Source organism: Nostoc sp. (assembly GCF_036917465.1).
In the GTDB taxonomy this organism is placed as follows: domain Bacteria; phylum Cyanobacteriota; class Cyanobacteriia; order Cyanobacteriales; family Nostocaceae; genus Nostoc.
Map to the genome: position 1 here is coordinate 35,077 of NZ_JBALDL010000076.1, position 22,690 is coordinate 57,766.

Annotated in this window: 17 protein-coding genes; 7 read left to right on the forward strand and 10 right to left on the reverse strand. The window is 40.1% G+C overall.

The genetic code is table 11. The annotated features are described in order from the left end of the window. Nucleotides 1–14: 14 nt before the first annotated feature. Together V7K38_RS18165 and V7K38_RS18170 are read right to left on the reverse strand one after the other, a co-directional pair. Nucleotides 15–3,401 carry an amino acid permease gene (locus V7K38_RS18165; protein ID WP_334859795.1) on the reverse strand — a complete coding sequence of 1,129 codons (3,387 nt, stop codon included), beginning with the start codon at nucleotides 3,399–3,401 and terminating at the stop codon, nucleotides 15–17. A 256-nt stretch (nucleotides 3,402–3,657) separates the two neighbouring features. Further along, the gene (locus V7K38_RS18170; RefSeq protein WP_334859796.1) at nucleotides 3,658–4,542 is read right to left on the reverse strand and encodes a ParA family protein; all 885 of its coding nucleotides are present in this window, start codon (nucleotides 4,540–4,542) and stop codon (nucleotides 3,658–3,660) included. A 370-nt stretch (nucleotides 4,543–4,912) separates the two neighbouring features. Here V7K38_RS18170 and V7K38_RS18175 point away from each other — a divergent pair, with 370 nt between their 5' ends. Then, the gene (locus V7K38_RS18175; RefSeq protein WP_334859797.1) at nucleotides 4,913–6,088 is read left to right on the forward strand and encodes a homospermidine biosynthesis protein; all 1,176 of its coding nucleotides are present in this window, start codon (nucleotides 4,913–4,915) and stop codon (nucleotides 6,086–6,088) included. Nucleotides 6,089–6,226: 138 nt separating this feature from the next. On the opposite strand, the gene V7K38_RS18180 is transcribed toward V7K38_RS18175, so the two are convergent. Further along, nucleotides 6,227–7,003: a sulfotransferase domain-containing protein gene (locus tag V7K38_RS18180; protein ID WP_334859798.1), complete on the reverse strand. Its 777-nt coding sequence runs from the start codon at nucleotides 7,001–7,003 to the stop codon at nucleotides 6,227–6,229. Nucleotides 7,004–7,286: 283 nt separating this feature from the next. On the opposite strand from V7K38_RS18180, the gene V7K38_RS18185 reads away from it, so the two are divergent. The 3 genes from V7K38_RS18185 to V7K38_RS18195 all read left to right on the forward strand — a co-directional run bounded on the left by V7K38_RS18185 (nucleotide 7,287) and on the right by V7K38_RS18195 (nucleotide 9,616). Continuing rightward, nucleotides 7,287–7,451, forward strand: a complete 165-nt coding sequence (locus tag V7K38_RS18185) for a hypothetical protein (RefSeq protein WP_334859799.1) — start codon at nucleotides 7,287–7,289, stop codon at nucleotides 7,449–7,451. A 264-nt stretch (nucleotides 7,452–7,715) separates the two neighbouring features. Continuing rightward, complete coding sequence (locus V7K38_RS18190; RefSeq protein WP_334859800.1) at nucleotides 7,716–8,075, forward strand: VOC family protein; 360 nt, start codon at nucleotides 7,716–7,718, stop codon at nucleotides 8,073–8,075. A 224-nt stretch (nucleotides 8,076–8,299) separates the two neighbouring features. Continuing rightward, a complete protein-coding gene (locus V7K38_RS18195) occupies nucleotides 8,300–9,616 on the forward strand; it encodes a recombinase family protein (protein WP_334859839.1) in 1,317 nt (438 codons plus the stop codon). 8 nt (nucleotides 9,617–9,624) lie between these two features. Here V7K38_RS18195 and V7K38_RS18200 read toward each other — a convergent pair whose 3' ends face one another. Then, the gene (locus V7K38_RS18200; protein ID WP_334859801.1) at nucleotides 9,625–10,794 is read right to left on the reverse strand and encodes a hypothetical protein; all 1,170 of its coding nucleotides are present in this window, start codon (nucleotides 10,792–10,794) and stop codon (nucleotides 9,625–9,627) included. Nucleotides 10,795–11,382: 588 nt separating this feature from the next. Here V7K38_RS18200 and V7K38_RS18205 point away from each other — a divergent pair. Together V7K38_RS18205 and V7K38_RS18210 are read left to right on the forward strand one after the other, a co-directional pair. Beyond that, the gene (locus V7K38_RS18205) at nucleotides 11,383–13,002 is read left to right on the forward strand and encodes an ArnT family glycosyltransferase (protein WP_334859802.1); all 1,620 of its coding nucleotides are present in this window, start codon (nucleotides 11,383–11,385) and stop codon (nucleotides 13,000–13,002) included. A gap of 249 nt (nucleotides 13,003–13,251) precedes the next feature. Beyond that, on the forward strand, nucleotides 13,252–14,262 hold the full coding sequence (locus tag V7K38_RS18210; protein ID WP_334859803.1) for a hypothetical protein: 1,011 nt from the start codon (nucleotides 13,252–13,254) through the stop codon (nucleotides 14,260–14,262). Nucleotides 14,263–14,512: 250 nt separating this feature from the next. Here the strand turns inward: V7K38_RS18210 and V7K38_RS18215 are convergent, their stop codons facing one another. From V7K38_RS18215 to V7K38_RS18225, 3 genes are all read right to left on the reverse strand, one after another. After that, nucleotides 14,513–15,535: a zinc-dependent alcohol dehydrogenase gene (locus V7K38_RS18215; RefSeq protein WP_334859804.1), complete on the reverse strand. Its 1,023-nt coding sequence runs from the start codon at nucleotides 15,533–15,535 to the stop codon at nucleotides 14,513–14,515. A 228-nt stretch (nucleotides 15,536–15,763) separates the two neighbouring features. After that, nucleotides 15,764–15,949 (reverse strand): hypothetical protein, encoded by a 186-nt coding sequence (locus tag V7K38_RS18220; RefSeq protein WP_334859805.1) that lies wholly within the window; start codon nucleotides 15,947–15,949, stop codon nucleotides 15,764–15,766. 57 nt (nucleotides 15,950–16,006) lie between these two features. Continuing rightward, entirely contained in the window at nucleotides 16,007–17,077 is a 1,071-nt protein-coding gene (locus V7K38_RS18225; protein WP_334859806.1) for a glycosyltransferase family 4 protein, read from the reverse strand. Between the two features lie 455 nt (nucleotides 17,078–17,532). Between V7K38_RS18225 and xth the strand changes: the two genes are divergently transcribed. Further along, nucleotides 17,533–18,315 (forward strand): exodeoxyribonuclease III, encoded by a 783-nt coding sequence (gene xth, locus V7K38_RS18230; protein ID WP_334859807.1) that lies wholly within the window; start codon nucleotides 17,533–17,535, stop codon nucleotides 18,313–18,315. A gap of 357 nt (nucleotides 18,316–18,672) precedes the next feature. Here xth and V7K38_RS18235 read toward each other — a convergent pair whose 3' ends face one another. The 3 genes from V7K38_RS18235 to V7K38_RS18245 form a co-directional block, all read right to left on the reverse strand. After that, nucleotides 18,673–19,761, reverse strand: coding sequence for a T3SS effector HopA1 family protein (locus V7K38_RS18235; protein WP_334859808.1), 1,089 nt, complete (start codon nucleotides 19,759–19,761; stop codon nucleotides 18,673–18,675). 81 nt (nucleotides 19,762–19,842) lie between these two features. Next, nucleotides 19,843–21,102 (reverse strand): aminoglycoside phosphotransferase family protein, encoded by a 1,260-nt coding sequence (locus tag V7K38_RS18240; RefSeq protein ID WP_334859809.1) that lies wholly within the window; start codon nucleotides 21,100–21,102, stop codon nucleotides 19,843–19,845. Nucleotides 21,103–21,752: 650 nt separating this feature from the next. After that, entirely contained in the window at nucleotides 21,753–22,616 is an 864-nt protein-coding gene (locus V7K38_RS18245; RefSeq protein WP_334859810.1) for a WYL domain-containing protein, read from the reverse strand. Between the last annotated feature and the right edge of the window lie 74 nt (nucleotides 22,617–22,690).

Below are 22,690 nucleotides of genomic sequence, written 5' to 3' on the forward strand. Positions count from 1 at the left end.
GGATACCAAGCAACTTATCTCCTTAAAAAGTTTTTGTAACACAAGTTACCAGCAAGTAGCATTTCCACTTCTCCACTTTCCATAGGTGGTAAGAAAAAATACCCTTGTCCATAATCACATTGTAACGCTTTGAGTTGTGCTAATTGTTCTACAGTTTCTATGCCTTCTGCTGTTACAGACATATTTAAATTATGAGCTAATGTCACAATCGCTCTGACAATTTCTAAATTTTCTCCTCGACTACCTATATTAGTGACAAAAGAGCGATCAATCTTCAGGGTTTTAATTGGTAGGCGGTGTAGATAACTTAAGGATGAATAACCAGTACCAAAATCATCCATGTGCATCTCGACCTTTAGCTCTGTTAACTGAGAAAGAACAGTGGTGGCTAATTCAAAATTATCCATCAACAGGGTTTCAGTAATCTCCAATTTCAAACTGGATGGCTCCAGTCCAGTTTCCTGCAAAATATATTTAACTTGGTTAAACACATCGGGTTGCGTGATTTGTTTCCCCGAAAAATTCACACTCATTGTCAGAGATAGTGAGCTAGGAAATTTTTCATGCCATCTGTGCATTTGTTGACAGGCTTCAAAAAGCACCCATTGCCCGATACCAACAATCATTCCAGTTTCTTCAGCTAGGGGAATAAAATCTTGAGGGGAAATAAGCCCTCGTTCTGGATGATCCCAACGGATTAAGGCTTCAAATCCAATAATTTTGCCAGTTGCTAGTGAAATAATTGGCTGGTAATCAAGACGAAATTCTTCTTCCTTGAGCAGCGCATTTCGCAGAGCAGTTTCTAACTCCAAGAGCAAAGATGCACCCTCGTACATCTTTTGGTCAAAGACCTCATAGCGTGCCTTACCAAGTAATTTTGCACGGTACATTGCAACATCGGCATCGCGGAGAATATGCGCTGATTGTTCATAATCTGGTTTACTTAAAGCGATGCCAATACTAGCATTAGTAAATACCTTATACTCATTTAATTGAAACGGCAAAGCTAGCACCTTTTTAATTCGCTCGGCTACCTGTATGGCAATGTTAATATCTTCAATTTCTTCAATCAAGATGGTGAACTCGTCTCCCCCAAAACGGGCAACAATGTCCCCAATTCGCAGAACTGACTTGATCCGATGAGAAATTGCAATCAAAAGTTGATTTCCTAATAAATGTCCCAGACTGTCATTAACAACTTTAAAACGATCTAGGTCTAAGAAAAGTACAGCAAATAAATAATTATTTTGCTCCTTAGTGCGTTCTATTGCTTGCTGCACTCGCTCCATAAATAATCGTTGATTAGGTAATCCGGTTAGCCCATCATGAAGACTATTGTGCAGTAATTGCTCTTGTGCTTGTTGGCGCTTGATAATGTCTTGTTCTAGTTGTTCATTAACTCTAATAAGTTCAACAGTGCGTTCTAGAACTAGCTGCTCAAGCTGATAACGATATTGGATTAATTCTTCCTCTACTAATTTGCGTTTAGTAATGTCACGGATAATAACAACATACTCCCGTAGCTGAGAATTAAATGGCTGTGAAATAGTCGATTCAACAATTCTTACACCTTGGTTTATTTTTAAGGTTTGCTCAGTCCTGATAGACCATTGCTTTGGTTTGCCGTGATAGGATACCAAGAGTTGATTCAAGTTTTGCCCAAGCAACTCCTGAACATTAGTTTGAAATAATTCTTCAGCCGCTGCATTGGTCTGACAAATTTTACCATTTTCATCTAAGACTAAAACAGTATCTGGAATGGTATTGAGAGTAGTTATAAATAGGCTTTTTGCTTGTTTGCGTGCTTCATCAATAGCAACGATTTGTGGTAGAGTTGTCCAGCAAGCGATCGCTACCCCAATCAAAGAAAGCGTCACTAACAGAATAGCTAGTAAAGAATTTTGCGGATTATCCGAAACTCTACCTAATAAATCGCGGATAACCCAACTGCTTGTAGCAGTAATACAGATTAATGATACTAGGACGATTACCTGTAGTATCAGAAAATCTGAATTGTTTGTACTAGACAAAGTGTAGTAACGCTGTGTCCACCATTCCAACTGTAATGGCGAAAATCTTAAGCGACGTAACCCTACATCTCCTATCATCAGAAGAATGGGTAATAATAATCCCACTAAAAAATCTCTCCAATTCCAAGCTAAACCTCCTACTATTAGAACTACCGCTTCTAAAAAGAAAAAGCCAAGTGACCACCAAGGAAATAACACATAGGGTTTGCCTCGACACAGCCATAATCCCAAATGTAATCCCATTATTGAAATCAGATAACAAGTACCTGCTACTGTGACAAGTTGAGATACATTTCCTAAATTTAGACACAGCAAACTGATTAAAAAGGTAACGAAGATAGCAGGCCCAAGGACACCTTGGCGGGAAACCAATGCAAATATGGGGGCAATCTGTCTATCTACGGCAAGTTGGTATAATATCCGGGGAGAGTTAGAAACTGCCGTCGCCGAACTTAGAAGGCAAGATACAGTAATCAAAAGTGTTATAAGAAAAAAGGCAGATTCACCCCAAAAAGGCTTAGAGGCTGTGACCAGATTTAAAAACGCTTCATTATCATCTTTTATTGGATTTGGAGCCGAACACATTAATACCCAAGAAGCACCTAAAAAGACTGGAGGAATTAGCCAAGCAGCTACTGTTAAGAATTTTAGGGTTTTATACGGATGGTAGCTATCAGCAACAAAAGAAGAAGTAGTTTCGCAAGCATAAATTGAATAGGTAGCCAGAAAAAACCACTTTGCCCATTCTTCAAAGCTCAAACTATATGTGCTTGCTGCAATAAATTGAAAACTAGTATTTGAGAAGGCTAACCATAAAACACCTTGAATAGAAAACAATAGCAGCAATAAAATCGCTGGAAATACAAAAAATAAATGCAGAAGCGCTAAAGCACGAGTCCCACTGAACGCTAAAATAAAAGGAATCGCTGTAAATAGAACTTTTAATAAAGTTTCTGGGCAAGAAATACCTAATGTTTCAAAATTGACTTTAATTAGGTCTGTGAGAATAATTGCATACAATGCTGGTGCTGCTGCCCAGCTAAAAAAGTATCCTAATGCTACGTAACGCCCGAAGCCAGGAAAATTTTCTAATAACCTTGTCGTATAATTTGGTGTTCCTCCAGCCACATCTGGCCAATTTCTACCTAGACTTTGTACCTGCAAGTTCAGTAAAATAGAAATGACCGTGCCAGCCAACCAAACTAATATCGCTTTCGGCCCTAACGCAGCATGAATAATGGGGGCAGTACCAATCCATCCCACATGACCTGTTAAGCCAAAGCCCCAGGTTTCGACATAACTAAGTGTCCGTGGTAGGCGTATTACCAAGTTCTGATTTTTCTCTACCTGTATAGAATTATTAGTAAGCATTGTTTCTTAGTGAGATTTACTGGCCTTTTCACTCAATAGCCGAATCTCGCTATATATAGCTTCCGTATAACTGCTGAACTTATGAAAAAGAGAACTTACTTATAGCAATCTTATCTAATTTATGAAAATTCGTCCTGTCCAGATCCCCGACTTCATAAAGCTTGTCGGGGATCTATCCTTTCACAAATAATTTAGGATTGCTATATTAACCTGATTATCTTCCTCTCCAACGCTAATAGAAAAACGATTGGGGTTTTTAGAGCTTTTGCAACAACTCCTGAGTTAACTGAAAAAATGCTTTTGAACCAGCTGATTGGGGAGCATTTAAAACGGCTGGCATAAAACTATCAACAGCCTTCGCAACATTGACATCAACTGGTATTTGTACTTTACAAATTTTATCTACCCCAAAATCTTCCACAACCCGATGCATTACTTGTTTATAGTACCTGCCAGTCAGAAGGTTAGCGCTGGACATGCTGAATATAATTCCCAGCATTTTTATATCTATTTTGGTTTCATGGCCATGACTGTCTTTTAATTTGGCAATGCGTCTTTCTAGCAGTTGAATACCTACTACAGATAAGGGTTCTGGTTTTGCAGGAAGGATGTAGAAATCGCTGGCTGCTAAAGCGCTACGAGTCAATAAATTATATCCAGGGGCGCAATCGAGAAGGATAAAATCATATTCTTGACGAACTGGTTTTAAAATGTTATTTATCAGGACTCTTTCAAAGCGATTCCAAATCGTTTCAAAGTCCTGTTCACCTAATGCAGTTGCTTGTTTATGTAACATTTCTGAAACAGCGAATTCATCATACAAGTCGATGTCTCCTGGTAATAAATCCAGTCCGGGAAGATTGCAAACCGGGGATTGAATTATATCTTGAATTGTCAATTTTGCCTGTGGGTCTGGATTGATCATTTCATCAATCAGATACCTAAATGTCTTACTTTGTTTACGACGCTTGGCAAAATCTAAAGGCGACATCAAACTGAGTGTAGCGCTGATTTGGCTGTCTAAATCAAGGACAAGCACCCGCTTGCCATGACTTTTAGCTAAACAGGTAGCTAAGTTGACGGTAAGGGTGGTTTTACCAACGCCACCTTTCATATTTGCAGTAGCAATTACATATCCCATTGGTTGAGTCCTCTGTTGACGCATTCACATCTAGGTAGCGTACACCGCTCTCGATTTTAAGACTTACGCAAAACTATGCGCAGTCGGCGCAATTCATGAATTGTCCATGCAGGAAAATCAAGGTTTAGGCTATTTTTTGCCTAAGTCCTGGATTTATGAAATCTTCCATTAAATTTAATATTTTCAAAAAAGCAAAAGGTGAGATTGTGTCAATTGTAAGCGTTGAGTTAGGTAACACGATTTAATCTTAGCCGTAGTACTGAGATGATAAATGGATTTACCGCCATACTGTACTAGTTTAATCGCTGTCACTTTGGTTAAAAGCTAGATAACATTAGATTCGGCGTGTTTTCTGTTCGGGAGTGCCAAAATGTCTAAACAGCTGGGTCAAAAAATTGCACCCACACCGATATCAAATAATATCAGTGTAGTGGATTTGATCGATCAATACTTCACCGCTTACAACTCAGCGCGGTTGCGGGAAATCTGCCAACTTCTGAGTCGTGACGTGCTGACGGAAGGTGTCACGGTGGGAGTTAGCCTTTCCGGTGCGATGACACCAGCAGGATTTGGGGTTTCAGCGCTTGCACCCTTAATTCGCAACGGTTTTATTGACTGGATGATTAGCACTGGTGCAAATCTTTACCACGATATGCACTATGGTTTGGGTTTTGAACTTTTTGCTGGTAATCCATTTTTGGATGATGTGAAGCTGCGCCAGGAAGGGACGATTCGCATTTATGACATCATCTTTGGTTACGATGTGCTATTAGAAACCGATGCCTTCATCCGCAAGATTTTGCAAGGAGAAGCGTTTCAGAAGCGGATGGGAACTGCTGAGTTTCACCATTTACTGGGTAAGTATGTTCGGGAAGTAGAAAAGCAGTTGGGTGTGCAGCATTCCTGCTTGCTTGCTACAGCTTATGAGTATGGCGTGCCTATATATACGTCTTCTCCAGGAGATAGCTCTATTGGGATGAACGTGGCGGCTTTGGCTTTGGAAGGTTCGCAGTTGGTGATAGATCCATCAATTGACGTAAATGAAACGGCTGCGATCGCATATAATGCCCGTGAGTCAGGTGGTAAAAGTGCGGCGGTAATTCTCGGTGGCGGTAGTCCTAAGAACTTTTTACTCCAAACTCAACCGCAACTTCACGAAGTATTAGGGCTAGAAGAACGAGGACACGATTACTTTATCCAGTTTACCGATGCACGTCCAGATACAGGCGGTTTGTCTGGAGCAACCCCATCGGAAGCTGTTAGTTGGGGTAAAATTGACCCGGAAGAGTTACCTAACACAATTGTTTGTTATACCGATAGCACGATCGCTCTACCATTGGTAACAGCATACGTCTTGAATAAGTGCCAGCCTCGTCCCCTAAAGCGGGTGTACGACAAGCGAGAAGCTATTTTCGATAAACTCCAAAAAGACTATCTAGCAGCCAAAAACCAACCATCAGACCAGATTCCCGCAGCAGTGGCTGAAAGTGCTTCACAGCAAACAGCGACTTATCCCTGTGGTCGGCTAATTCCGAACGCTAATTAGGGAGTAGGGGGAGTAGGGGGAACAGGGAAAAAATAACTAATACCCCATGCCCCATGCTCCATATTTTGACTAGTAACCTCATCCAATTGCTTCTAATCCAAACAGTTGTTACTTGCTCATAGCGATCGCTCCATGTTATCAACAACATGATTTATTTGTTGATGCCCAGATAAATTCTCTGCCTAAATAAGCTGTTAAATGTTGATTATACGGTTCAAAATAATTTGTAAAATATTGATATATATGCTCATTAGCAATAGGATAATTTCCAGCGTTGTATTTACAGGATTGGGAAAGCTGATAGTAGGGAAGCCCTAAAAACGCAAAGGTTTGGTTAACTGTAGATTCGGGGTTTTTATACAGACTTTCACTTTCTATAATAAGAAATTGTTCTATAGGAAAGTACTTTATCCAATTTTGAAGCTGGTCTATATAAATACCACGAGACAAATAAGTATAACGTTGATGATTAAAACTGTAATAGTCAGGATTGCTGATAATTTTCTCAGTTTCACCAGTAAGTCTTGTTGATTCAGAAGCAAAGGCTTCCTCTAAACAGAGAGTCTCAATTTTACAGCGAACTTCGTGATAGTAGTGAGAAATTGCTCTATCAACAGGGTTTCTTAAAAGAACAATGATTTTTATTTGTGGATAGTGCTGTTTAATACGTTCGGGAACCAGAGGATGAAAGATATAGTAGGGGCTAGCTTCTCCAGTCAAAAACTCTACTGAGTTTTTAGAGGCAAACTGAGCTTCATACCAGTCAATACCTTTTTGGTATTGTAAATCAAAAAAGTGAATTTCCTTTTGACTAGATGGGACAATTTGAGGGTGCTGAATTAGATAATTATAAAGAGAAGTTGTACCACCTCTTTGAGTTCCGATAATGATGAAGTTGGGTTGAGTAAATATCATATAGCAATCCTAAATCATTAGTGAGAAAATACTGAATCAGCAAAAACTTCATGTTTACTAAAAAATATAGTTGCAGAAGCAAATCAGTTGATATTGAATGAAATCATTATTTCATCCGAGCAGCAGTCAAAACCATATCTATTAAAAGCTTTTTTAGAACCTTTGGAACCTCTGAAGATACACCATCGCAGAAGAAATTGTTAATAAAATATATTCAAGTCGTATTGTAAGGGAGACAATTACAGCTTGTAAACTATTTACTCGACAGAGTTAAGTGTATTTATTGGCTAAAGAGACTGAGTTTTACGCTTACCGAGAGATTTATAAAGATGAAGATTGGGGGGCGATCGCAAGGGAGGCGTTAGATAAATTACCAAAATTATGGCATTTAACAAGGGCGCAACTAGATCCTAACTCATTAGGTAAGCATAGCAAGTCGATACAATGACATAGCAAGTCGATACAATGGCATAGCAAGTCGATACAATGGCATAGCAAGAGGTTGCGTTAAGATAACACGGCGATGCAAATACTCAATGGCAAGATGGCACTCATTAGCAAATAGCGCGATCGCATCAATATAATAGCGCTTTTGTATTGAGTCTAATAGATTTACCCCCTAGCCGCTTGCCTACAAGGGAAAGGGAATAATAACTCCGCAAGGGTTCAAACTACGTCAAAATTTAACTAAACGCGATCGCACTTACCGACAATGCAGATTACCCAAAGTCTCCATACAGCAATTCTCGTGACTGACTTAGAACGCTCCGAACACTTTTATGGCAAAGTATTGGGATTAGCCAAAATAGATCGTTCCCTAAAATACGCTGGTGCATGGTATCAAGTCGGCAACTATCAAATTCACTTGATAGTTGCACCTACTGTCCCTACCGAAAACCCAAACGAAAAATGGGGACGCAACCCCCACATCGCTTTCTCAGTCGCTAACTTGGATGCTGCCAAACAAGAGTTGCTCAATCATAATTATTCCATTCAACCCAGCGCTTCCGGTCGCCCTGCCCTATTTACTCAAGATCCTGATGGAAATATTATTGAGTTGAGTCAGCAGTGAGAGGATTAGAGGATCTCTGAAAAGTTTTTTTGTATACACCTAACACTTGGAGATCCCCCTAAATCCCCCTTCAAAAGGGGGACTTTAAGACTCTTATTCCCCCCTTAAAAAGGGGGGGTTAGGGGGGATCAACAAATATTTGATACTTTTCAGACATCTTCTTAGGGACAAGGAGAATAACCATGCCCAATGCCCAATGCCCAATGCCCAATGCCCAATGCCCAATGAAAATAATTGCCTACTCTTATACCAATCCGCTATTAGAATCTGCTCCCGATCAAGCTGATTGGGGATGGGAGGTGGATCGGGTTTATGAAGATTTGGGCAAGCCAGAGTCTTTTGGACACGCTACGCGAACGCAATTACAACAATTATTTACAGATTGTGAAACTGAACCAGCAGATTATCTTTTGATTCGGCGATTGGAAGAATTAGGGGATACTGTAGAAGAAATTAGCGATCGCTTGCATCAACTCGAAGCAATGGGAGTAGCGATAATTGCCACAGAACAACCCTACACTTCCGAAAATTACCCTCTCGGCGCTGACTTGCTAAATTTGCTCAATGCAATTCAACGTCAACAACGCAGTCGTCGCATCCGTCAAGGACACGCCCGTAATCGTCTTGAGGTTGCGCCGCCACCCGGCAAAGTTCCCTACGGCTATCGCAGAGGTAAGGGACAATATACTATCGATCGCAGTACTTCACCAGTAGTCAAAGATTTTTTTGAACACTTTTTACTCTATGGTTCCCTACGCGGTTCAGTTCGCTACTTGGCAAAAAAATACGGCAAAAAAATCTCTGTAACCACAGGAAGACGCTGGCTAACTAATCCAGTTTATCGCGGCAATACAGCTTACCAAAATGGTGAAATTATCTCTAATACACATATTCCGATAATTTCTAAAGAAGAAGCAGCCCAAATTGACCGACTTTTACGCCGCAACAGTCGTTTACCATCCCGAACTGCTAGTGCTAGGCGTTCTTTAGCTGGATTGGTTGTCTGTGCTGAGTGTCAATCACATCTGACGGTTACTCGTGTCACCCAACGTAACCAAGATAAGGAGTATCTTTATTTACGTTCTACTAGCTGTCCTCAACGCCCCAAGTGTAAGGCTATTCCCTACCAAGAGGTGTTGGAACATACAATTGAAACTGTTTGTCGTGATTTACCCTTAGCTGTAGCGGGGATGAATTTTCCGCAATTGGATGCAGTCAAGAATAGTTTAAGAGAAGCGATCGCTCGTCAGCAACAAATACTTGCTCAGTTACCCCCTTTAATTGAAACTGGAATTTTAGATGTTGAAACAGCAAAGTTAAGGGCTTACAAACTCCGCACAGAAATTTCTGCACTCGAAGCAAAGTTGGCGATGCTTCCCCCAGTTAACTTGCGTTCTGTTGCTCAAGCTGTTTCTATACCACAATTTTGGTTAGATTTGTCGGAAACAGAGCGACGATTTTACTTTCGAGAATTTATTAGACAGATTGAAATTACTCTTCAGAATAAAGAATTAAAACTACAAATTATTTTTATTTTTTGATTTAAACACTATTTCTGAGACGGTTGATCCTTCGTATACGAAACAGGTTTTGGCCCTGCATTCCGCACATTGATAATTTTATTGAGGATATCAAACCAAAAAGGCGCACCCATAGCAATAGCAAAACCACTCACTATCCAACCGCAAATTAATTTAAAAACCTGTGAAATTCTGATGTAAATCATATTAGATTTTGTCGTATCTAATAACTCAAACTGTTGATTAATATTTTGCCATCCAATGGGTATAGAAGCATTTCCTAATAGTTTCTCAATGCCCCTTCTGGCTGCTTCGTCATTGATATAATCGATTCGTTGACTTGCGCTTTGAGCAATGGTAGAGCGGATAACCGAATCCTCTGACAGTCTTTTAACCAGATGGAATGTATCAGTATTGGTTAAGAAAGCAACTGATATTCCAATTAAAATAGCAACTCCTTTGGCATTACGCTTATAAACACCGCTTGCTCGATCCATAGAGCGATCGAACCATGTTTCGACTTCATTTTTAAACTGATTTATTTCTTCTGTGAGATCGCCAACCTTTATCCTGCTACGTTGAGCAATCACAGCAAGGCTTTTGATTAAACTATCAGGGACTTCATCAGGTAACTCACTATTAACAAAATCTATAAATTTCTGGTCAATATCTCCATAAATTTCTTGAAGTTTTGTGTAACTTGGACTCGTTGGATCGTTTATACCTTTTTTAAGTTCTTTATAAGATGCTAATATCATGTGCAAGTTGGTTTTTGCTTCTTCACTAGGATGTTTCACATGATTAATTAACTGGGGAATTTTTAAGGCATCTAATAAAGTAATTGCAAATGTTTCAGAAGGAAGATAGGAAGGGCCACTTTGTTTATCTAGTAGTCGTTTATCAGGGTTTTTAGTAATTTCCCGGAAATGCTTTTCTAGTTTCCCCTTCGCTTGGTGATTTAATGTATTAATCAAAGGATCGTTATAAAGTTTCTGTACCAAGTCGATTGCATTAATAATATCTGATTTTTCACTTTCACTACCACCTGATAAAAGTAATTCAATTGAAGTTCTTAAATGTTTAGCTCTCCATTGTAATAATGTGGCGAGCAATTCCTGTATTTCAGAAGCTAGTAAGCTCAAAATCAAGTAAATAAAAACTAAGCCAAGTGCAATATCCACAACTACAGGTAAGTTCATTGACAGGCTCCAATCATTTTCTAGTTATTTTTGTAAAAATTCCTTTTACAAGATTGTATAACACAGATGTTTTAATTGAATAATTGCTTAATTAAATTTAAAATGCCAAAATTTTTAGCAGTGTCCAGATTTCCGACCTCTTTAAGAAGTCGGAAATCTGATTTTTTACGAATGACTTAGGATAGAAATAAACACTTTCAAAAGTTATGCTCAAAATTTTGAAGTGTTGAGTGTGGGATTGAAAAAATGTAGCAAATAATTCGTTATTTTTTGAGTTATTTAACTGATAGCTAAGTAGATAAAAATTAAACTCAGCATCCGAATAAAATAGAACACGAGTTAATATACGCATTAAATAGCAGGTAATAAATAATTGTTTGATTGTATTCTTTGTATCATTTATCGGATTATGTGTTCTTTCAATAACTAAGATAAATTTTTCAAAAAATAGCGCTAATTAGAGAAATTTGAGTTAATCTTGGAAACTAGCAATTGTTAATAATATCCGTTGCTACTGGATGGCAACATTGGAGATTCGCTCCGGTCTCTATGTAATCAAACCAGCAAGTAAAATGATTACCATAGAATATGCAAGAAGGAAGCTTTGTTTGGAGTCATCTAGAAAAACAAAATCGCACGGTTGGCAGATGGATTGATTGGGTATGGCTAATAGTATTGCTGTTGGCAGCAGTGTTACTGTTTAGCATCAATCTGGGAGGATTGCCCCTGCGAGATTGGGATGAAGGGACTGTGGCACAGGTTGCTCGTGAAATTTGGCACGCTCCAGCCGGTTCAATGCGTTGGCTTTATCCAACATTAGGAGGCGAACCATATCATAACAAGCCGCCTTTGATGCATTTGTTAATTGCTTGGGCTTATTCTCTTGGAGGCGAAAATGAGTTGACAACGCGCCTACCTGGAGCAATTTTAACAGCGACATCTGTACCTTTACTGTATTGCATTGCTAGAGAGATATTTCGCCAACGTTGGGCTGCTATTTATAGCGCCTTGATTTATCTAACAATGCTACCTGTGGTGCGTCATGGGCGGTTGGCAATGTTGGATGGGGCGATGGTAAGTTTTTTGATGGTGATGATGTTGTGTGTGTTGCGATCGCGCCGAGATTTACGTTATTGCCTTGGTGTAGGTGTGAGTTTTGGGTTGATTTGCCTAACTCAAGGATTGCTAGGCGTATTACTAGGTGCGATCGCGATCATATTTCTCTTTTGGGATACGCCACGATTGCTCACTTGTTACTATCTGTGGTTAGCAATCTTCATTGGTATTCTGCCTGTAGCTGGTTGGTATAGCGCCCAACTAATTCACTATGGTTACACTTTCGCCCAAGTTGGGCTTGTAAACCCATCACTAGGTCGAATTGGCTCATTTGTAGAGGGTAATCCTGAACCACCTTGGTACTATGTTGTTGAACTTCTCAAATACACATGGCCCTGGTTATTATTCTTACCACAAACTGTCCGCTTAACCTGGGAAAATCGCAACCTTAGTTGGGCCAAACTAGTAATGGCGTGGAGTGGTGTTTATCTCTTGGTAATTTCTTTCATGATTACCAAAGTTCCCTGGTATTTATTCCCGATTTACCCTAGTTTAGCTTTAGCTTTTGGTATCCAATTATCAGATACAGAAAATTCGCCTTTACTCTCATCCTATCCCCGCGCTTGGGTTGCGGGTTTAGCAATACTTGCAGTAGTCGCTTCTGCTGGGAGCATTTATTTCAGTTGGGGTACAAGATCACAAACAGACTTACAACTGATTTTTGCAGCAGTCGCTTTAACTATGACCTTAGCAGCTATTTTGGCAGAAAGAGGCGACGGGCAATTTCTGAAGATTTTATTTTGGGGAAGTTATCTTTCGCTGCTGCTGTTAATGAAATCTAACTACTGGGTTTGGGAATTATCGGAAGCCTATCCAGTTAAACCAGTCGCCGCCATGATTGCGCGGGCAAATCCAGCTACGAGGAAGATTTACACATCTTTTCCCTACCATCGTCCCTCGTTGGATTATTATAGCGATCGCACCATCATTCCCGCTTCTGTTGGCGAACTAGAGTATTATTGGCACTACAACGGGCAACCCTACTTTCTGCTTCATGCATCTGCTTTCAACAATCTCCAACTAGATTCAATGAAGTTAATTGGCCAAGCTGAAGGCTGGAAGTTAGTTACAAAAGAAACTAATAGATTATAAATCTGGGGCATTGGGCATGGTTATTTTCCTTGTCCCCTTGTCCCCTTGTTAGAAAAAATCGGATCGTTGCCCAAAATGTAATGATAATCCTGTGGCGATCGCCTTTTTCTAAAAAATGTAAAAAACCTGCGATTTAGTTTGAAGAGATGATGAAATAAGTAATTTCGCGGTTTTGCTGGCGAGATTAATTTCTGTATGCTTTGAATATTACGAAATATTTCATTTCTTAAATTTAGCTAGGAAATACTCATGCCGTTACAAAATCTTTCATTGTTACCAGAACCAGCAAGAAGGCTTGAGACAGTAGTAAATCAACCCTTTTCAGAAGCGTGGGCGAAGAAGTATTTGCAAAATTTAACTCAACAGGACGATCGCATCGAAGTTCTCAAGGGCAGCGAAATCAAAAGTGAGGTTGCAAAAACGTTAATGCAGGCACTCCGAACCACAACTCTTCAAGCGTGGGGAAGAACGGAAGCGCTTTTGTCTCAAGAGGTGATTCGGCATCAAATTGACCCTGAATTAATTGATCCGTGGGCAGTTGCAAAGGATACCCACCAAATTTATAAAGCAGCCCTCTCAGCATACAGCGAACAGATTTCCCCAGCGAAGTTTTCTACTCGGATTGCCAGAGATTTGGGAAAGATTAGGCGTAACTACACAGCAGATGATCCTAGAGTGATCGGGTTTATTAGTATGCAGTTTCACTACAGTGGACAAATACTACTCAACTTGATACCGCCAGCGCAGCAATCATCGCTGAGGGATTACTTCAAAGTGATTGATGACTATCTTTATATGCCACTCCAGCGTTCTTACGAGGCAGCAGCAGCTTATGATTACGACTCACCACGATTACAAGCTGTTCAGAAACTTTTACCGTTGTGCAGTGAAATTGCAACGAAGATTTCAGAACGAGTGATGCAGATGTATCCCAACTATCAAACCTATACAGGTCCTTTAAGTAACACTAACGTTCAGATTTCGAGTGTCCGTGATATAGAGATGTTCCAGGTGTATTTATGGGTCTGTGTTTTGGAAAACAACATTAGCGCTATACAACAAGAGCTATTTCCATTGTGTGTCATGCTGTATCCTCGATTAAAGGTAAGATGGGAATTAGTGCGGCAATTGATTCACTTGCTCGGCGCTGAGATCCGCTCTCGTCTAGAACCGGAACAGGCTGATTATTTTCTCCCTTACTATGATTCGTTGTGGGCAATGTTTTCACCGCAAGTATTCTCGGATATTGACACTCCTTAGTTCTAACATGACTATTTCTAAAGACTTCTAAATAATAAATATCCAACTATTTTTTTTAAATGGATGTCTCGCCCATCATATTAACTGAGTGGGTTAGAAACCCAACCTAAAAATATAATTTATTTCTTTCTTAGAATTCCCTCAAGCTACTGGCTTTAGGGAATTCTTTGGTAAATTACAGATCCTCTAGTGTCCCGATTTTCCACATTATTTGGCTAGGCTCAGAGCATCTGCTTTACTCCGCAAAAAATTAAGGAATCATTGCTACCTTAATTACCTGTCGTGCCTTCATTTCACAAAATACCTGTTCTAAATCTTTTAATGGTCGCTGTTCGCTAATAAGTAACTCAAAGGGTATTTTGCGACTAGCGATCAGTGCCAACGCTTCCTGCACATACTCAGGTGTATTATGAAACACGCCTTTAATGGTTAGTTCGCTGTAGTGTAGCTGTTCTGTATTAAGAGTAATGCTGGTATCTCGTGGACATCCACCAAATAAGTTGACTGTTGCACCAGGACGGGCGCAGGCGATCGCAGTTTCCCAAACACTTGGTACACCTGTCGCTTCAATAACTACATCTGCACCCCATCCTTGGGTAAGTTCTTTCACTACACTGGGAATATCCGAGATTTGATGATAATTAAAGGTCTGGGTTGCACCCAATTTCTGACCAATTTCTAGCCGATGGTGATTACCTCCCCACAGCAATACCTCAGCTTTGTCACTCAACGCCGCCACAAACATCAGCCCGATCGCCCCATCTCCTAAGACGACTACTTTATCTTTAGCTTTGATATTAGAACGGGCTACACCATGCAATACACAAGCTAAGGGTTCCGTCATGGCTGCTAATTCCCACGACAACTCATCGGGTATATGCAATAAATTATGCTGTACTATCGGTGCGGGAATTCTCAAGTATTCTGCAAAAGTACCATTATTCCAGGTCAGATTCGGACATAATGAATACTCTTGGCGTTGACAAAAAAAGCACTTCATGCATGGTGCAGAATTATTAGCGACGATGCGATCGCCCACTTGCCAATTTGTAACCCCTGCACCCAAGGCAACAATTCGCCCAGCACCTTCATGACCAAACAGCGTTGGTGGTTTCAACATCTTGGCATGACCACCACGCCGCCAGACTTTCAAATCTGTACCGCAAGTTGTTGCCGCCCCCACTTGAATCACAACTTCACCAGCCCCGGTAGTGGGGTCAGCAACTTTTTCTAAGCGTAAATCTTCTTGCCCATAAAGTAACGCTGCTAACAAAATTTAAAACCTATCAATTAGCTCCATCCGATTTTACCAGTTTGAGCTAATTGATAGGTGTAAACAAATCAGTCTTGATTTTTAGTCAAATTTTATTAATCTAGGTAACTTGGTAGAAATAAACCAAATTATATTACGAAACGTAAACAGGCTTAAAGCCCTTACTAATGACCAATAACCAAGGACAAATGACAGCCCTTGCCAACTTACTTAAACAAATAGTAAAAACTAAGTATTTACCACTGGCTGGGGAATCACTCCGGTGTTTCGGGTTTCTACATTAGGCAAGCGAGTAGCAGTTAATAGTGGCACTTCTTGTCTGCATGACAGGCAAAACCAATATAGTTCACCGTGACGGGCATGACGCAGGAGGGAACCACCGCAACACGGGCAGGTGTTGGCTTTCGTACTCATACCAATATCCTCCTTAAAAAAATTTGTTGTTTTAAATTCAGCAAAAAAATCAGTTGATTAAAAATTGATTTTGGTAGCATGAATGCAACCATTCGATTCTATGCGGTCTTTAATAATTTGTCTGTAAACAGCTTCATATCCGTTAACCATTTGGCTAACGCTAAAGTTGTTTTCTACATATTTTCGACAGGTTTGACGATCGAGTTCCAAAGCGAGTGGAATCATTGTCGCCATTTCTGCATAGCTTTTACAGATAAAACCTGTTTTACCGTGGGCAATCACTTCAGGTACTGAGCCGAAATTCATGGCAATAACTGGTGTACCAGTTGCCATTGATTCAATCATTACTAACCCAAAAGGTTCTTGCCAGTTAATGGGGAAAAGAGTTATGGCAGCATTCCCCAGAAGTTCAGCTTTTTCGGCGTGGTTAATTTCACCTAGATATTCAATCTGCTGACCATCAATGTGGGGAGCAATCTCTTGTTCAAAAAACTCAGAGTCTCCGACATCAACCTTTCCTGCCATCTTCAAACGCCAACCACTCTGCTTGGCAATAGCGATCGCATGTTGTGGCCCTTTTGCTGGCGAAAAACGACCTAAAAATGCTAAATATCCAGGTTCTGACGGTTGGGCTACGAATGGATAATCCGCTACCTCAATTCCATTATAAACCGTGCCAACATAATTTAGATCGACTTGACGTTGCGAGTTACTAATGCTGATGTATGGTTGCTTTTGGTAGTAGCTAAATGCGTGACGGGTGTCGGTTGTAAAATTATTGTGCAAGGTATGCACTGTAGAAGTTGCTGTTATAAAACTCGCTAAAGGTAGCGCTGAAATCCCTACATGAGAATGGATAATATCGAATTCCTTAGCACGTTGGTAAACTTGGCTCAGTTCTAGCATTTCGTATACTGCATACTCTTTTACATTTGGGTCTAAGCGTAATGCACGCGGATAAACTGCTTCTAAATGAGCTAAAGTTTGAGAATCGCCAGAGGCAAATAATGTCACCTCATGACCGCGACGAACAAGTTCATCAGTCAAGCGACTCACTACCAGTTCTATTCCTCCATAAGTAGGAGGTGGAACCCTTTCCCATAAGGGGGCAACTTGAGCGATTTTCATAAGTTTTTTTGCTTCAGTCTATGAAGTTGTCCTCAATATAAATAGGTGCATCATTATTCTATGAGAACAAAGCATTTCTACTTGCTATTTTGACATCTAAATTAACCTAAAAGGCTACTAAAAGCTAAAGAAAGGTTAAGCATCCCGCAAATTTTATACCGCCAAATCTAAACAATTATCGGCAAATGTCAACTCAGAGCTACACTTCTAACCTATAGTAAATCAATTACTTGTTGCATCTGTCTTGGGGATCATAATGAAGTAGAATATTTTGTAGTAGAACTTACAAAATTGAATATTTTGTAGCTGCTAATACTAAAATATTGAATGGGATCAAATGATTAGAGGTTTGTTTAAAGGTAATTGGCAAATGGAAAGAAAATTATAAATATTAATTAATTGTACAATAATTACATAATTTGTAATTATTAATTTACAAAAAATTCTGATAACTAATGAAAATCGCTACTTGGAACGTCAACTCAATTCGCACTCGTCTCGAACAGGTTACTGATTGGTTAACCCTGAATCCTGTTGATGTTCTCTGCTTGCAAGAAACCAAAGTTGCTGATGCCGAGTTTCCGCGATCGCCTTTTGAGCAGTTGGGCTATAACCTTTATATATCTGGACAAAAATCTTATAACGGCGTAGCCCTGATTAGCCACCAACCACTTTTAAACGTAAGTAGCGGTTTTAGGGCGATTTTGCCAGATTTACACCACGAATGGGACGAGCAGAAGCGGGTGATTACAGGTGTAATTGATGGTATTAGGATTGTTAACTTATATGTTCCCAATGGTGCAGCAGTAGGAACTGAAAAATATGAATACAAACTACGCTGGTTAGCAGCGCTACATGAGTATTTACGATTGTTGGTGCTGTCAGAACCTGCAATTTGTGTTTGCGGTGACTTCAACATCGCCCTAGAAGATAAAGATATTCACGAGCAAGTGAGTACAGAAAATCACATTATGGCAACAGAAACCGAGCGCCAAGTCTTACGCGATATTCTAAAACTGGGATTTGCCGATGCTTTCCGCAAATTCACCACAGAAGGCGGAAATTATAGCTGGTGGGATTATCGCGCCGCCGCCTTCCGTCGCAACTTAGGTTGGCGGATTGACCATCACTATCTCACACCTGTGCTGTACGATCGTGCGACAAGTTGTATTATCGATGCCGCACCTAGAAAATTAACCCAGCCCAGCGACCATACGCCGGTAATTGTGGAATTTTGAATTGGGGATTGGGCATTGGGGATGGGGCATGGGGCATGGGGAAGAGGTGAAAAACTTGTTGCAACTTCTCCTCTGCCCGCTAATCTCCTAATACTATTCGTAAAAGATTACAATCTAATCATTTTTGTTAATTAGTAATACTACTGAAAAATATCTAAAAATAGTAGATATTAAATTAACCTTCATGCTGAATTTTTAAGTAAGAATCAATGATGCCTTTAAATATAAGGCGTAAACTTAGCCTGCCGTAGACATCGCTAGGTTAAAAATTATGTTAACTAGGTTAATTTTCAGTATCAACTGTATAGCTTAAACCTCTTAACTATGCCCAATGCCCAATTCTCAATGCCCCATCAATCAATTTAACGGCTTATATATATCCTCTGAACTGGGATTGAGATAGGGACGCTGTAAATCTATTAGATGTCGTGCAAAGTGTTGGTCAATAACTCTCATCCGTTCCTCCATTGCATTCTTACCTTTTTGCCAAGCTTCTAACAAAGCATTAGCAACGATTTGGCAACGGTTCATCCCAAAACTTTCTTGTGCGGCAAATTTTTGGGTTGGTTCCTCGGCTAAACCTAAACCTGGGGCTAAAAATTTGGTAAACAAGGGGATTTCGGGCTGGAAATGGGATTGATTTTCTGGATAAATAGCCTGAAGGATTGTGCGAATTGCTGGATAGTCGGAGAGTTCAAAGTAGAGTAGCCCCGAATCATAGCGTCCGTATGCACAGGGATTGTGAAGAACCTGAAAGCTAAAGGGTATCGAGGCTGCATTCAATTGCAGAGTCAGGCTTTCCATGAGAGCGATCGCACCAGATGGCGTAAAGTTAAAGTAAATTCGCCCTGCTCCCAAATCAGCATCAGGATTGCTCTGCTGTTCCTGTCCAACATTACTAACTGCTAAGTAACAGCCATTTTGCAATCGATTTTTGGGCATCCAGATTGCCACCATATCACCCACTCTCGTAGATTTCTTGCTGGATTTTAGATGGCAATCTGGCTCAACATAAAGTGTTAAACCGCCTTTAGTCACCGCCATAGTACCATCAGGTTCTTTTCGTAAGACCTGCCATTGAGGATCAAAGTAACCTATGCCGTGATTACTGGCGTGTAGATGCTCGTAAAACTTCCAATCAATTTCTAAGATGGAATTATCTGCTAAATTCTGCCTTGGCGGACAATTACTACTATCAGTATTGACTGCTAAAGTACTTTGTAGAGAGCCATTGTAATAGATACCATAAAGAAAGTTTCGCAGCAATAGGGTGAGATATTTCTGTTGTAAATCTACAGAATTTTGCTGAAATCTATCGGCTACTTTAGTTGGTAAAGCAAAGGGTCGATAATTGGGATGATAAATACAAAAATTTGGCTCAATCTGAATATTCTTAGCAATATCGAATAGAGAAGTTAGCGGCTGATTGACAGAGTAATTTAGCATTAATCAATTTAGAAATCAAATTTTAAAAAACAAAATTCAGGTGCCAGGAGCCAGAATTCATAATTGTTCTGTTGCCTGCTATTAGCAACCACGAAGCCGAGTTTTTTCGTAATAAAGACGAAGTAACTGTGGCTCTTTGACAGACTGAGGAAGTTTATGAATTTTTCCCCCAGGGTTAAGAATTTCTAACTCTGATATCCCGAAAATAGTTAGTACACCTTGCTGCGGCATAGTCAGTAAACTTTTAGCCACTTGCAGCATACAAATATCAGCATTATTAAAGGATTTTCGGCAGGTAATCATATCCTGAATTTGATGAATTAGTGCCAGCCCTGCAAATTGGATAACGCGCTCAATAAAGTCACTACGGTATGACAAAATCATGGGGAAAGCATTTAGATAAGCCCTAATTAGAGCAATAATAGAAGGTTGTAAACTCTCTAACGGTGTTAACGCCAGATGTAAAGATTCTTGTAAATCAATCGTGGGGTCTACTACGAGGCTATTGAGCCAAATTCCTAAATAGCTTGCTAGTAAAGTTCCTAAATCAAAGGCTGGATCTCCCCAAGAACAAGCTTCCCAATTAATTAGTCTTACTAGGCAATTGTCTAGTTTCTCCCACCTGGAATGAACCAAAATGTTGTTCAATTTCAGGTTGTTGTGAGTCAAGCAGCAAGGATTCCAGGCATAAGCCAAATCTGCGATCGCAGATTCTAAACTCTCCGATTGCTGGTAGAGTAGATAGAATTTCAGCGCATCCGTGGGAACATTCCCAAAAATCTCCGGACCAATTGACTCTACCCCTTGCGCCGGATTGTAAAAGCCATAGCGAAACTCTCCTTGGGGAGCAGTTGCCATGAAATCCTTATATTCTCGGCGGTTATAGGTTGCGCGATGGAGTCCCGCTAAAGTAGTGCCGATAGCAGTAGCAATTTCTTGTGGACAAATCTCATTGTTGTGGTACAATGTCGCAAGTTCCCGATATTCACTTAAGTAGTTGCGGACAAGGATAGAATTTTCTTCGTCAAAATGGACTACTAACGGTGCGTAGTTTACCGCCGTAGGCATCGCAGAAATATTGCCAAGAACGGGAAACTGCTGGAGCAACTGATGAAATAGCCACTCCTGAAACAATTCACGAGGAGCGCCGTCATTGCTTTTAACGTTACGTTCTTGTTTAATGAGCAGTTTCCGATTATCTGCTAGAGTCACAAGTAAATCGAAATTGTTCTTACTACTTCCTGGCAACTCAGATTTATCTGATGCGTCATCTTCTGAGCTACACAGCCCCGCTTCTTGCAGATACTGGATAACGTTATGAGAAGACAGTGATAATACCATGTATTACTTCCTACTTCGTTAAATTACTTAAACTTATCTGTGTCGATATTTGGTTGTACTTAGCAGTTTTCGGTAGATAATGAATAACAATAAAGATTTGTACAATCTACTAATATCCCATCTTTCCGATAAAAACCTGCCAAAATGGTACAAATTCCTTTACAATTGCTTTAAAATTCACTCCTAGATCGGGTGACATCTTTACACTTTATCAGCATAGTTACTTAGATACATCTAGAGCCAGTTTTGTGGTAGAGCCTTTTGATGTAGCAGAATCTCCAGCAAAAAACTGATTGGTGGTAGATGTTATTTGGTGGTGAGTAGTCATCCTGAAGGCAGCGAAGAATTTCAGTAATCCTTCGCAGAGGGAAGCATGACATTCAACGCTATTATTTTTATTTATCATCCCAAAGCTAAAAAAACCGGAATTTTTAGGCGATTAGTAATTATTTTTTTCTTTAATTTTCACAATTGAGTTCTGGAAGCTTTGTTATTACGTCATTGATCTTACTTACGTATTGGAGATGGCTATAGGCGATCGCAGACAACGGTTACATGAGTGCATCTTATGGAAGTGTAGTTTTATAAAAAACCTCTACCTGGTTTTACGTAGTAAAATCGTCCCTCTCCGAGTACGAAGAGGGAAAGAGTTAAGACCTGGTTTCGATATCGTATAACTGGCAAAGGGTGAGGAGTTTTTGCTTGAGGCGATCGCGCACATTCTCTGGTAATATCACTACACAATCTGGCGCATACTGCATCACTTCTCGCATAAACCAAAAAGTACTAGATACTCGCCTGACAACTCGCCGGACTCGCGCTTTATCTGGTATCCACTCATTAATATTGTCTTCTGGTTTTGCTTGATACGCAAAAGCCAAGCCAGCAAATAGATGCATTTCCACTTCTATCTCAGCCAAACTTCGCCATTCACCAGAAATTGGCATGACAGCAGCTTCAGTAATCCTGTCTAATCGTAAACTCCAGTTGTGAACCAGTTCTGGTATATCAAAGTTTCCTTCTGTCTCTTCGCACCAGCAATCAAGATATTGCCGCTTTTCGTGGGGTGTAACTTTGGCGTGACGTACAGTGAAGTTTAATAAGCATCCGGCTGCATCTTGATAAGAAAGCTGAAATGGTTGGTTTCGCAGGATGTAGTTATCTATTTGTAATCGCCAAGCTGGGGGCAAATTTTCTAAGAAACGTTCAATTTCGCCTCGCAATGGTAATGATAATTCGCTGCGTTCGAGAAGTAAGTTTGCAATGATTTGGGCTTGTTCAATTTGCCCGATGTCTGTCAAAGCATTGATACAACGATGTAATGCCCTGATGCGTGGTTCTTTCCAATCGTTATTGTTACCGATGAGTAACTTACGTTGAGCGATCGCTTTAATTAACTTCGAGATGTTAGGGTCTTCTCCCCACATCATACCGAATTCACGAGCGATCGCTTCTAGCTCCGCTTTATCACGTTCTGATATCGACAGTGTAATAGATTGACCTTTTCGACTCATCTTTTATACGGACACTTTTATACTTATAAATCTTGTCAATCTCTATTTTGCGTGCCAATATAGTTTTTAACAAC